This window comes from Ligilactobacillus apodemi DSM 16634 = JCM 16172 (assembly GCF_001434405.1).
In the GTDB taxonomy this organism is placed as follows: Bacteria; Bacillota; Bacilli; order Lactobacillales; family Lactobacillaceae; genus Ligilactobacillus; species Ligilactobacillus apodemi.
The window spans coordinates 1-12,149 of record NZ_AZFT01000049.1 but is presented as its reverse complement, the minus strand read 5'-3'; the positions used below and the strand labels follow the sequence as shown (position 1 = coordinate 12,149).

The following is a 12,149-nucleotide window of genomic DNA, read 5'->3' as shown; positions in this document are numbered from 1 at the left end:
ACACTTAGTTTTTTGGCTAAGTGTGCTTTTTGTATGAAATTAGTTTGTTCTCAGATAGATTTGCGGTATTATTATTTAGAGAATGGTTTGCAAGATAAAACAGCCGAGTTGATTTTTTTATTTAAGTCTTTAAAAATTTTAAATAAAATTCCAGTCTGTTCCTTGTATAATCTAAATGAATTTTGTGGATTGAGAAAGGATACAGTAACATGGACGAAATTCAAAAAATTTGGAAAAGACACGTATATATCGCAAAAGCCTCGACTGCTTTTATTTATGGGGTCTTAGTGTCGATTGCGATGAACTTTTTTTGGGAGCCTGGTCATATTTATTCTTCCGGGATCACCGGTTTGGCCCAACTGATCGCGACGTTGACAGCTAATTTACCAGTACAATTGTCAACGGCGCTATTGATCTTTGTTTTAAATGTACCGCTTTTTGTTTTAGCGTGGTTTCAAATTGGTCATCGCTTTACTTTCTTTACCGTTTTAGCGGTATTTTGTTCGTCGCTTATGATCAAATCGCTACAACCGATAACGTTAACGCATGACCCTATCATTTGTGCACTTTTTGGGGCGGCGATCAACGGCTTTGGTACTGGATTAGCGTTAAAAAATGGAATCTCAACTGGTGGTTTGGATATTTTAGGATTGACCATTAGAAAGCATACCGGGAAAAGTGTGGGGACGATCAACATTATCTTCAATGCTTTTATCGTATTGGCCGCTGGAGCTGTTTATGGTTGGCCTTATGCCTTTTATTCTGCTTTAGGGATCTTTGTTAATGCTCGTGTGATGGACATGGTTTATACACGCCAACAAAAAATGCAGGTGATGATCGTGACTACAAAACCAAAGAGTGTGATCGACTGCATTCAAAACCACATTCGTCGTGGGATCACGATCGTTCACGGGGCAGAAGGTGCTTATAAACACGATACTAAGACGATTTTATTTACAGTTATTTCACGTTATGAACAACCAGAATTACGGCAAGCGATGGCAGAATCTGATCCGCATGCCTTTGTAAGTATTGCAGAAAATGTTCATATTATGGGACATTTTTATGAACCAAAACCTTGAGAGAGGAATGGCTTATTAATGAAAAATTATGTGATTTCCATGTATAATAAGGGACAAAATGAAGCTGGTCCTAAAGCTAAAGTCGATGCCGAAGATTTTTTGGCGCAAGAAAATTTTGACAAGGTCAATTTTTATTTTTCTGGCGCGCGAAAGGCTAAACTTTTGAGTGTTAAACAACGCTTGTGGGATATTCCCCAAAAGTTAAAGCAGATAAACCCAGAATTGGTCGTTTTTCAATATCCAACATTTGATAGCAGTACCGATCAAGCGATCATTTCTAATCTAAAAAAGCACACTAAGGCTAAAATCGTTTATTTGATCCACGATATTGAGTCTTTACGTGCTTACCGTGGAGATGTTTCTTATACCAAACAAGAGATCGACTTTTTGAATCAAAGTGATGGTTTGATCGTCCACAACACAAAAATGGCAGCTTGGTTAAGCGAAAATGGTGTAAAAAAAACCATGGTCCAGTTGGAGATCTTTGATTACCATAATCCAGTACCGTTGCAAAAAAATCGTCTGTACGAAGGGAGTATTTGTTATGCGGGTAACCTACAAAAGGCTGACTTTTTGCAGAAATTAACTTTAAAACACCCGCTGGCATTGTATGGTCCTAACCAAGCAGCAACTTATCCTGAAAATATTACTTACCAAGGCTCGTTTACCCCAGAAGAATTGCCAACAAAATTGGTCCAAAATTTTGGTCTGATCTGGGATGGAACAAGTATTACCGAATGTGATGGTAGTTTTGGGGAATATTTAAAATATAATGATCCCCATAAAACTTCATTATATTTGAGTTCAGGCTTACCTGTAATCATTTGGAAAAAAGCAGCTTTGGCGGATTTTGTCAGTGAAAATAACGTGGGGCTTTGTGTTGATAGTTTAGCTGAACTAGATGGAATTTTAAGCACTTTGACTCCACAAGAATATCAAGAAATGTGTACTAATGCACAAAATATTGCCCAAAAAATGCGGACCGGCACATATTTGAAGACGGCAGTCGCTAAAATAAGTCAACTGATCGAGGTAGAAAAATGATTCCCAAAATAATTCATTATTGTTGGTTTGGTGGAAAAGAACTTCCAAAAGAATATCAAAACTACATTAACGGCTGGAAAAAGTTGTGTCCAGATTATGAAATCATTGAATGGAATGAGACTAATTATGATATCAATAAGAATCAGTATGCTAAACAGGCTGCTGAAGCTGGTAAGTGGAGTTTTGTCTCTGATTATCTCGGCTTTGATGTCGTTTATGAGTATGGTGGGATCTACTTAGATACTGATGTTGAATTGGTCCAAACCTTAGATGGTATTTTAAATGATGAGATCTTCTTTGCAATCGAAGAAAATGAAAATGGGGCAGAGGTAGCTCCAGGCTTAGGTTTTGGCGCCAAAAAGCATCATCCCTTGATGAAACAATTGCGTGATATGTATGATGACATTTCCTTTGTCAAAGAAGATGGATCATTAAATATGGTCGCAATTCCTGTTTATACGACCAAACTTTTGGAGAAAAAAGGTTTTAAACGCGAAAACAAATTTCAGCAGATCGGGCCAGTTTCGATCTACCCGACACCATATTTTGCCCCGATGGACTTTTTGACGGGTGAGATCGAGCTAAAACCAGAAACGATCAGTATCCACCACTATAGTGCACTTTGGCAAAGTAAAACAAATCTCCAACACATTGAAAAGATGCGTCAGATAAATCGTCGGTTTGGTAAAAAACTTGGGATGCGGATCAATTTCTTTTACCGGGCATACTGGGCACTTGAACGTCGCGCCCAAAAAATAGTCGGACGGGGGCAAGAAAAATGAAAAAAATAAGTGTTATCGTTCCTGTTTATAACGTTGAGAATTATTTAGACAAATGTCTCACTAGTCTTTTAGCGCAAACGTTTACTGACTATGAGATCATTTTAGTAAATGATGGTAGTACTGATAGTTCTCCTGAGATCTGTCAACGCTATGCAACAAAGTATCCTGACCGAGTTACTAGTTATACTAAGCCCAATGGTGGTTTATCTGATGCTAGAAATTATGGGATGCGTTACGCAACTGGTGAATACCTGATGTTTCTTGATTCTGATGACTATGTTGAACCTGACACATTGAAAAATATGTATGCTTTAAGTGAAAATGGTACTAAAAAGATCGTTGAATGCAACTTTTTTTGGGATTATCAAAAAGAAACGCGGGAAGATTTAGCACCAGAGTATCACTCGCTCAAGGATTACATGGTAAGAGGGCGGGTCGTTGCTTGGAATAAGTTTTATCTGCGGGAGTGGTTGTTAAAAACAAAGGTCTTGTTTCCAGTGGGCAAACTTTATGAAGATCAAGATTTTTTCTTTAAACTGATCACCTATTTGCAAGATATCACTGAAGTTGCAGTTGATAAACATTGTGAGGTCCACTACGTTCAACGTCAAAACTCGATTTCTTATAGTGAAACGACACGTATTGCCGAGATCTTGTGGATCTATCAAGATATCATTAATTTTTATCAAAGTAAGGGAATTTTTGAAAAATATTATTCCGAACTTGAATACCGCTTTGTCCGTAATCTTTTGGGCAATGTGTTGGTCCGTAAGGTGCTCAAGTTAAAAGATAAGCAATTGAAGCGTGAATTACTTGATCAAATTTGGCTCCAAAAAACATCGTGGTTCCCTGATTTTAAGCAAAATCCGTATTTAAAAGAACCTGGCAAGGTAAATCTATATTTAAAAACTATGAATAAATGGTTTTACAAACTACTATATATTTAAACAGAGGTGAAATTTATGTTGATTGGATCACATGTGGGCATGAAAGGCAAAGAAATGCTTCTAGGTGCCGCTAAAGAAGCTGCTAGTTACGATGCGACGACCTTTATGATCTATACTGGTGCTCCTCAAAATACCCGGCGAAAAGATATTTCAGAGATGAATATTGAAGCTGGCCAAGCCTTTATGAAAGAACATGGGCAAACAAATATTGTGGTGCATGCGCCTTATATCGTTAATTTAGGAAATACTAAAAAGCCAGAAAATTTTGGCTTTGCAGTTGAATTCTTAAGAGCTGAGATCAAGCGTGCAGAAGCCTTGGGAGCAACGCAAATGACCCTTCATCCTGGTGCACATGTTGGAGCGGGGGCCAAGGCAGGGATTGCAAGTATTGCTAAGGGCCTAAATGAAGTGATCGCTCCTGATCAAAAAATTCAGATCGCCCTAGAAACGATGGCAGGTAAAGGAACTGAAGTTGGACGAAGTTTTGAGGAATTAGCACAGATCATTGATCAAGTGACCTATAATGAAAAACTTTCGGTTACTTTAGATACGTGTCATACTAATGATGCAGGCTATGATATTAAAGATGATTTTTCCGGTGTCTTGACCGAATTTGATAAAGTTATCGGTTTAGACCGATTAAAAGTTATTCATCTAAATGATTCATTAAATCCTCAAAGAAGTCATAAAGATCGCCACGCTAATTTAGGCTTTGGGACGATCGGTTTTGCAAGTTTAGATCAAATCGCCCACATGCCAGAATTAGCAGAGTTACCAAAAATTTTAGAAACTCCTTATGTGGGACCGGATAAAAATGATCGTTATGCACCGTATGGTTATGAACTACAAATGTTACGTGAACGTAAATTTGATGCCGACTTGTTAGATAAGATCTATCAAAATAAGGGCGTAAAGTAAGTATTAAAAAATCCTATTTAGAATTTTAAATTTCTAAATAGGATTTTTTAGCGTTCAATGTTTATTTTTGATCGTGACTTTCTAAACTTTCCGTAATCAAGGTTGCAGTTTCTTCGATTGATTTATGCGCTACGTTGATCACTGGGCAACCGAGTTTTTTATAAAGTTCATTGGCAAAGTTCAATTCGTCCTCGATATTATCGATGTTGGAATAATTAGTATCTGGGTTCAAACCGTATGCGATCATACGCTCGCGCCGAATTTCATTTAAAATTCCCGGATCGTTTGTGAGCCCAAAGATCTTATTTGGATCAACTTGATAAATTTCATCAGGAATCTGTGCTTTCGGCACAAGGGGTAAGTTAGCTACTTTGTAACCGCGATTAGCTAAGAATAATGAAAGTGGGGTCTTGGAAGTTCGAGAGATCCCAAGTAAAACTAGATCAGCTTTAAGAAAACCAGCTGGATCTTTGCCATCATCATAAGTAACAGCAAATTCCAAGGCTTCGATCCGGTTAAAGTATTCCTTGTCGGTGTTGTGATTGATTCCGGCCTTTTGTAACGGCTTTTCATTAGCTTCTTGTGAAAATTTTTGAATGACATCACTTAAAGCATCGATCACAGTTAAATCGTTATCGGCACAAAATGAATTTATAAACTCTGAAAGTTCAGGATCAACAAATGTATGCACAATGATCGCATTTTCCCGTTTAGCTTTATTCATGATTCCACTTAAAAGTGAAGTAGTTTTAATTAAAGGATAACGGTGGATCTTAAATTCTGTATTAGGAAATTGGACTGCGGCAGCTTGTGCGATCGCATAGCTTGTTTCACCTAAAGAATCAGAGATTGCAAACACATTTATCTTTTTAGTCATAGAAGACACCTTCCTTGTAAAATGTTAGCTTATTAACAATTTGCTTATACAAAAATTATAGCTTAACCGTAAAGCGATTCCAAGGAAAATGGATAAGCTCCTTAAAACGTCTAAGTAGAATTATTTTTAGCAAAAAAGGCTTCCAATAAGCAGATTTGATCTATGAGAAATTAATTATATAAAAGTTTATAAAGTTGTGTTGACTGTAACTTTTAATTTAGTTTATAATAGAAAGGAACTGTTGAGGTTTGTGTTTGTACAATTAAGACGGTTACATTTAAGCTCGGGGGGAGGGAAACAACCATGTCAAAGACAGTCGTTCGTAAAAACGAATCTCTTGATGACGCTCTTCGTCGCTTCAAACGTTCCGTTTCAAAAACAGGTACTTTGCAAGAATATCGGAAACGTGAATTCTACGAGAAGCCAAGTGTAAAACGTAAGAAAAAATCCGAAGCAGCAAGAAAGCGCAAAAACAAGCGTCGTTTCTAGTTTCTAGAGGAGGCTAATGTGATGAGTTTATTAGATTCATTACAAAAAGATATGGTATCTGCTATGAAAGCAAAAGACAAGGCGCGTTTAGCTACTGTCAGAATGCTTAAAGCAGCAGTTACAAATGAACAAATCAACGTTGGACACGATTTGACTCCTGATGAAGAAGTCAGCGTGTTGTCTCGTGAGTTGAAGCAACGCAAGGATTCTTTAGAAGAATTCAAAGCTGCTGGGCGTGATGAAGCTGTTCAAAAGCTCGAAGAAGAAATCAAAGTTGTGGAAGGTTACATGCCAAAAAAACAACTCAGTGCTGATGAAGTGAAGACTGTTGTTGAAGAAACGATCGAACAAGTTGGAGCAACATCAAAAGCTGACTTCGGTAAAGTAATGGGAGCAGTAATGCCTAAATTAAAGGGGAAGGCTGACGGTAAGTTAGTTAACTCTACTGTAATGTCATTGCTTAATAAATAAGCATGGAAAGTCGGGATTTAATTGATCTCGGCTTTTTTTGTGTAAAATACTAATAGATTAAATCAAGAGCACTAAAAACTAATCATTAGTTGTTTTAGTGCTCTTGATCTGTACATGTGATTAATTAGTATTAATCATGATTTATCGAAAAAGTCAGTCACGAATCAGTCAGAAATTTACAAAACTAACGAATTTGTCTGGTGTGGTTATTCGTTGCTCATTTGTGATCGCTGTATAAATCTGTAGCGTTGTTTGGATATTGCTATGTCCTAATTGAGCTTGAAGTTCTTTAGGGTTCATACCACTTTGAATAGCCAAAGTAGCATAGGTGTGTCTGAAACCATGTGGTGAAATTGGATGTACACCACTTTCCTTGCTGATTTTTTTGATCCAACGATCAGAAGTAGCTCTTACAATGAATGAATTGGTCATGTTAGTAAAAACTAGTTGCTGTGGACTGTTTGCATTGACACCTTGTTTAAGAAGTTCTATTCGTTGCATATTTTGCCATTGTTGTAAGATAACAAGAGTTTTTTTATCAATGTATACAGTTCTATTACTTGATTTAGTTTTGGGATCAGATACAGTAGTTTTTCCATTTTTTAAATGAGTCACCGTTTTGTTTATAGTGATAGCTGCTGAATCAAAATCAATATCATTCCAGGTTAAGGCAGATGCTTCACCAATGCGTATTCCGCTAAAAGCTAGCAAACGAAACAGTGTATAAAACTGTGGCGGACATTGTTTTTGTGCGGTAACCATAAAAAGTTCTAACTCATCACGAGTATAGAATTTTGGTGGTTTTGAAGCTTTCTTCACCTTTGGAATGATCACTTTATTAAATGGATTTTTGTTGATGTAGTCCATTGAGATAGCAAATTCAAAAATCCTAGAAGCTTGGATCGTATAATTCTTTATAGCTGTCAAATTACTTTGTGCTAAAGAATTGACCATTAGTTGACATTGGCGAGCTGTGATTTTTTGAATAGGCGTATTACCTAAAATAGGTAAGATATGCGTCCTAAAAAGACTTTCCACACATAACAAGGTGTGTTCACGGACAGTTAGCTTATAAGTATCCAACCAATGCTCATACACGTCTGAGAACGTTAGATCAGTCTTTTCCAAAAAATTGCCACTTGCAATCTCTGCTGAAAGTTTATCAGCTGCCATTTTTGCTTCACGTTTTGTCTTAAAGCCTCTGACTGTTTTCGTGATACGTTTTCCATTTGCGTCTTTACCAACGTAGAGCTGAATGCGGTAGAAGTCGCCTTTCTTTGTTTTGTATTTGCTAATTGATGCCATTTTTATCTTCTCCTTTACGTTATGACTGCTTGCCGGTAATTGTCATTTTTGCAAAGGGTAGGGCACCACCTCCTTTGATGGGAATGTATGTTCTTTTTTTGTGTCTTATAAAACCCGTCACTAGGACGGGAGATAACTTATTCTAATTCAGACTGCATTTTAGACGTTAATTGTCCATTTGTGAATTGGAGTGTAACATTTGCTCCTAAACCACCTTTAATACCAGTTAACCAAATAGCAGTAAGAGTTGTTTCACCACTGATGACCATTTCATTTAAGCTATCAGGTTCACCAAATTTTGATACCATTTCATCATATGAAACTCCATTTTGAATTTGATTAAACTCAGCTAAGGTAAGTTTTTCATCACGCTTTTTAAATTTGAAACCTGTAATATCTTTTGATACTACTTTATCGTTTTCAAATTGAATTAAAATCGTTACACCGTTTTTTGACCAAGTATCAGTTTTTACAGAAACGCCTTGCAAATCGGTTGTTGATGTTGAATTTGGAGATCCTAGCGATGCTTTAACTTCATCAAATGTTGATCCACCGTTTCCAGAATTCATAAGATCCCCAACTTTAATAGCATCGAACTTATTTCTTAGTTCAGTATCTTTTGAGATAACTTTATCTTTGCTACTCGATGATGTAGAAGTAGAATTATTTGATTTTGAATCATTCTTACTACCACCCCCAAGAGCTCCACCGACAACAAATACAACAATAATAGCTAAAATCCAAAACCATACACGTTTATAGAATGGCTTCTTTTGAATATACACGTTGCCTTTATCGTCCTTGATTTTCTTTGCCATATAACTATAACTCCTTTTTTTATTTCAGCTTTTAACGTCATCAGTGTTTGGACAAAAATATTGTTTATTCTATAAAAATATTAATAACCTAAATTAAAATCCCCAAAAAAATACCTAACGCAAAACGATAGGGCTTACAAATTTAACTTAATAAATAGAGTCGAACGAACTTAGATCAGCATTATTTTTAATGTAATTCCAGTCCACATATCGTTCGGCCCATTTCGGAACGTTGCGACTCTTTAATAACTGTTCTTCACTTGAGAAGCACGCTGCGTTAGCATCATAAGTTAGTAATTCTACCATAAAAACATTTGCTTCATATTCGACACCTTGCCTGACGTAAACAAGATTAGAATGCTTTAGAAATTCTGTATTTGTTGAGTGACCGCAGACGTGATGTCCAAGCTCATGACAGCATGTTACATAGTTTTCCTGTTCAGTATTACGTGTATTAAGAACGATTATACTAATACGTTTATATTGCAAACGATAACCCATGATCTCGGAACCAAGATCATTATTTAAACGAGCGATCCCTAAATTGTCACAAATTTCATTTGGATCAGTAGTATCAAATTTACGAACAAGATCACTTATTGAATTTCGAATATCTTCTCTTGTCATAAATTAACATCACCTACTTACGATATTTTTTTGGTGTGAATTTTTGTTGCGCTAAAATCTGTGCTTGACGAAGCGTAGATTCTAGCGATGATTTAAGAAGTGCAGCACTTTCTTCATCTATTTCTTCACTACCATTTTTTAAATAAGCAAGGCTAGTATCATTAGTTAGTCCTTCAATCATGTTTTTTAGAGTTTCTTGTATATCATTTTCGTGTTTAGCTGTAAATTGTGGTGTTGATGTTTTACCAAGTAAATAATCAGTTGTGACACCAAAAAAATCTGCTAATTTAGAAATTGCACTGCTAGACGGCTCTGCCTTATCGTTTTCCCATGCTGTAACTGTTTGCTGGGAAACGTGTACCACATTGGCAAGTTCAGTTTGAGATATACGCTTTTCTTTTCTAAGATCTCTAATACGCTGTCCAGTCATGGCTAATACTCCTTTTTTATATATTGTATTTTGATTTAATTGTAAACTGAACTTGTAATTTTATAAAGAATAATTGTTATTTTATAAAAAAATATGGTATTTTTTACAATTTCGCTTTACATTATAAAGTAGAGTATATATAATATAAAATGTAAACAGGAGGGAGGAGATCAAATGGTAACTGAATTAAGAGTTTTGCGAATTCGAAAAGGTTTAAATCAAGAGGAATTAGCGAAACAATTGAACGTTACAAGAAATTCAGTGTCCGCTTGGGAACGTGGTACTAAACCAAGTTTAGATAATGCTAAAAAAATTGCAGATTTTTTTGAAGTACCAATAAATGAAATTTTTTTTGAGAAAAAATACAATTAAACTTTATATAAATAGAGAGATTAGATGAATTTGATAAAGTTTAATTGTAAAAATACTTAGTGTAATAAGGGGGCAACATGGAAGAAAGTTACAGATTAAGGCAATCAAGAGGAAAGCTTGAGCGTTTAGAACGAGAGTATGCAGAGTTAGATGAAAGGTTGGAAAATCATTATCGTATCACAAACGGACAACCAATGAATGACAAACGCAATGGTGCAAGCTGGTTCAAAAAAGAAAACTGGTTCTTGGATAAGATACGTGATAAACGCCAAGAAATCGAAGAGCAAAGAGAAAGGGTAGAAAAGTTAGAAGAGCAGGCTTATAACAAAGCGAATGGTTTAACTCGAAATGGTAGTGGCTTAGAAATGAGCGTTCCTAATCTTCCAAGGATTAAGGAGCATATCAAGAGAGCTGAACAAGGCGAATTATTTGTTACCAAGGCTACTGTAAGACGTTGGAAGAAGAAAGTAATAGAGCTGGAGCAGATGAAAGAAGTCTCGGATACAAAGCTTACAGCGGGCGCTCAGCAGCTTGTAGATGATGGCTTGCTTAGACAGTGGAAGAAAAAGCCGACAATCTATTTTGTTGCAGATCGGAGCTTTAGGAAGCTAGCACTGGAAATCAACGAGAGAGGCGAGTTTGAAGAAAGTTCTGTATATCGGTATCGAGCAACGACAGATGAAGCCAAAGCGTATGTTCAAAAGTTATTGAGCATGCAAGCAGAAATTAATGGAGGTTAACAATGAAATACAGCGCTCCAGTAATAGTAGTATGGACAACCTGCATTGTATGCATTTGGATCATGTCCAAAATCAATGGGAGTTTCAAAATGTATAAGTTTTATGCAGTCGGGATAGCTACTTTGTTCACGGTTTATATGTTAGCTCTTTACTTATTACGCTAAGCATGTGTTCCATTTCTGACAATGTAGGGACAGTTTTATTGCTGATGGTAGAGAACGTTATATCTTTAAAAAAATGGCGCTCTGCATGAGGAATGTATGGTAATAGAGCATAGTAAGCTCCTAACAATTCTTCTTTAGAGTCATTGTATCTATGTGCGTTACCGATGCATTTTAAGAAAGACTCAAATAATTGCCGTTTATGTAAAAGCTGTTCATTTAATACTTCCCGTTCATAATCTATCTTTTTATTCTTCAGCATATAGTGATTATTTATAAGCGAAGTCAGTACTGGAGCGATTATGGAACATACAGTAACGAGTAATGCAAGAGATATAGTTGAATCTAATTTCATTATGAAAATTCCTTTTTTAACACATTATAACAGAAAGCGAGATGATGATGATGTACAAAGTAATTGAGACGACTTCAGATGATACCAAGATGATTCGCCTTGGATCATACCCGAGCGAAGCCGAAGCACACAGAGCCGTTTCAGAATTTGCACAGAAGCATGTAAACGTAGCTAAGATCTTATGCAAGCGATACAGCTTACGACTAGGTTTAGATCAAGCAACAGTGACTATTGATGATTGTAGTTACTGTTACAAAGTGGAAGGGGGATAAGGCAATGGAGGTGACATTTTCAGTTTCAGACAATGCTATGCGTACATTGGCGAGATACGTTGCAGAAGAATTAAGAGCAGGTCAGAACGTACAACAACCAATGATGACGATGAGAGAGAAACGTAGCAGGCGTTTGGATATCGGACAGACAGCAGCGTATATGAACAGAAGCAGAAGCACTATTGATCGGTGGAGAAAGAACAAACCAGAGTTCAAAATGCTAGAACACATTGACGGAACATCAACGTATTTTCTAACTAATGAATTAGACGAATATTTAAATCAATAATTGCTTGCCGGTAATTGTCAAATAAAAAAGTGGAGGTAATGGTAATTGAAAGAAAATAAAGGAGCACTGATCTTGCTGGTGATGCTCGGTGTTGCGATTGGTTCATGGTCAGCGGCAATCACGATAGCGATGCTCTTCTTGAGCTTGCCGGTAATCGTGTATAGCGGGAT

16 protein-coding genes are annotated in these 12,149 nt (G+C 36.5%); 10 read left to right on the top strand and 6 right to left on the bottom strand.

Annotated elements, in window-relative coordinates; all coding sequences use genetic code 11:
- Positions 1-209: 209 nt before the first annotated feature.
- The 5 genes from FC32_RS04695 to FC32_RS04675 are packed head-to-tail and all read left to right on the top strand — an operon-like array spanning position 210 to position 4,773.
- The gene (locus FC32_RS04695; RefSeq protein ID WP_056957298.1) at positions 210-1,082 is read left to right on the top strand and encodes a YitT family protein; all 873 of its coding nucleotides are present in this window, start codon (positions 210-212) and stop codon (positions 1,080-1,082) included.
- 18 nt (positions 1,083-1,100) lie between these two features.
- Positions 1,101-2,126, top strand: a complete 1,026-nt coding sequence (locus FC32_RS04690; RefSeq protein ID WP_025087808.1) for a sugar transferase — start codon at positions 1,101-1,103, stop codon at positions 2,124-2,126.
- The gene (locus FC32_RS04685) at positions 2,123-2,908 is read left to right on the top strand and encodes a glycosyltransferase family 32 protein (protein WP_056957297.1); all 786 of its coding nucleotides are present in this window, start codon (positions 2,123-2,125) and stop codon (positions 2,906-2,908) included. Before FC32_RS04690 ends, FC32_RS04685 begins: the two co-directional genes overlap by 4 nt.
- Positions 2,905-3,855 (top strand): glycosyltransferase family 2 protein, encoded by a 951-nt coding sequence (locus tag FC32_RS04680; protein ID WP_025087810.1) that lies wholly within the window; start codon positions 2,905-2,907, stop codon positions 3,853-3,855. The genes FC32_RS04685 and FC32_RS04680 overlap by 4 nt, the downstream gene beginning before the upstream one ends.
- A gap of 15 nt (positions 3,856-3,870) precedes the next feature.
- A complete protein-coding gene (locus FC32_RS04675; RefSeq protein ID WP_025087811.1) occupies positions 3,871-4,773 on the top strand; it encodes a deoxyribonuclease IV in 903 nt (300 codons plus the stop codon).
- Positions 4,774-4,834: 61 nt separating this feature from the next.
- On the opposite strand, the gene FC32_RS04670 is transcribed toward FC32_RS04675, so the two are convergent.
- On the bottom strand, positions 4,835-5,659 hold the full coding sequence (locus FC32_RS04670) for a pyruvate, water dikinase regulatory protein (protein WP_420828114.1): 825 nt from the start codon (positions 5,657-5,659) through the stop codon (positions 4,835-4,837).
- A 294-nt stretch (positions 5,660-5,953) separates the two neighbouring features.
- Between FC32_RS04670 and rpsU the strand changes: the two genes are divergently transcribed.
- Both rpsU and FC32_RS04660 read left to right on the top strand, forming a co-directional pair.
- Complete coding sequence (gene rpsU / locus FC32_RS04665) at positions 5,954-6,139, top strand: 30S ribosomal protein S21 (RefSeq protein WP_003694124.1); 186 nt, start codon at positions 5,954-5,956, stop codon at positions 6,137-6,139.
- A gap of 21 nt (positions 6,140-6,160) precedes the next feature.
- Positions 6,161-6,610: a GatB/YqeY domain-containing protein gene (locus FC32_RS04660; protein ID WP_025087813.1), complete on the top strand. Its 450-nt coding sequence runs from the start codon at positions 6,161-6,163 to the stop codon at positions 6,608-6,610.
- A 168-nt stretch (positions 6,611-6,778) separates the two neighbouring features.
- Here the strand turns inward: FC32_RS04660 and FC32_RS04655 are convergent, their stop codons facing one another.
- From FC32_RS04655 to FC32_RS04640, 4 genes are all read right to left on the bottom strand, one after another.
- The gene (locus FC32_RS04655; RefSeq protein WP_025087814.1) at positions 6,779-7,915 is read right to left on the bottom strand and encodes a site-specific integrase; all 1,137 of its coding nucleotides are present in this window, start codon (positions 7,913-7,915) and stop codon (positions 6,779-6,781) included.
- Between the two features lie 137 nt (positions 7,916-8,052).
- Entirely contained in the window at positions 8,053-8,733 is a 681-nt protein-coding gene (locus tag FC32_RS04650; protein WP_025087815.1) for a DUF3862 domain-containing protein, read from the bottom strand.
- Between the two features lie 147 nt (positions 8,734-8,880).
- Complete coding sequence (locus FC32_RS04645; protein ID WP_025087816.1) at positions 8,881-9,360, bottom strand: ImmA/IrrE family metallo-endopeptidase; 480 nt, start codon at positions 9,358-9,360, stop codon at positions 8,881-8,883.
- A 13-nt stretch (positions 9,361-9,373) separates the two neighbouring features.
- Complete coding sequence (locus FC32_RS04640; protein ID WP_025087817.1) at positions 9,374-9,790, bottom strand: helix-turn-helix domain-containing protein; 417 nt, start codon at positions 9,788-9,790, stop codon at positions 9,374-9,376.
- Between the two features lie 174 nt (positions 9,791-9,964).
- Here FC32_RS04640 and FC32_RS04635 point away from each other — a divergent pair, with 174 nt between their 5' ends.
- Both FC32_RS04635 and FC32_RS04630 read left to right on the top strand, forming a co-directional pair.
- Positions 9,965-10,162: a helix-turn-helix transcriptional regulator gene (locus tag FC32_RS04635; protein WP_025087818.1), complete on the top strand. Its 198-nt coding sequence runs from the start codon at positions 9,965-9,967 to the stop codon at positions 10,160-10,162.
- Positions 10,163-10,239: 77 nt separating this feature from the next.
- A complete protein-coding gene (locus tag FC32_RS04630) occupies positions 10,240-10,902 on the top strand; it encodes a hypothetical protein (RefSeq protein ID WP_025087819.1) in 663 nt (220 codons plus the stop codon).
- Between the two features lie 126 nt (positions 10,903-11,028).
- Here FC32_RS04630 and FC32_RS04625 read toward each other — a convergent pair whose 3' ends face one another.
- Complete coding sequence (locus FC32_RS04625) at positions 11,029-11,418, bottom strand: hypothetical protein (protein ID WP_025087820.1); 390 nt, start codon at positions 11,416-11,418, stop codon at positions 11,029-11,031.
- 276 nt (positions 11,419-11,694) lie between these two features.
- Here FC32_RS04625 and FC32_RS04615 point away from each other — a divergent pair, with 276 nt between their 5' ends.
- Positions 11,695-11,979: a helix-turn-helix transcriptional regulator gene (locus FC32_RS04615; RefSeq protein ID WP_025087822.1), complete on the top strand. Its 285-nt coding sequence runs from the start codon at positions 11,695-11,697 to the stop codon at positions 11,977-11,979.
- Positions 11,980-12,149 lie beyond the last annotated feature (170 nt).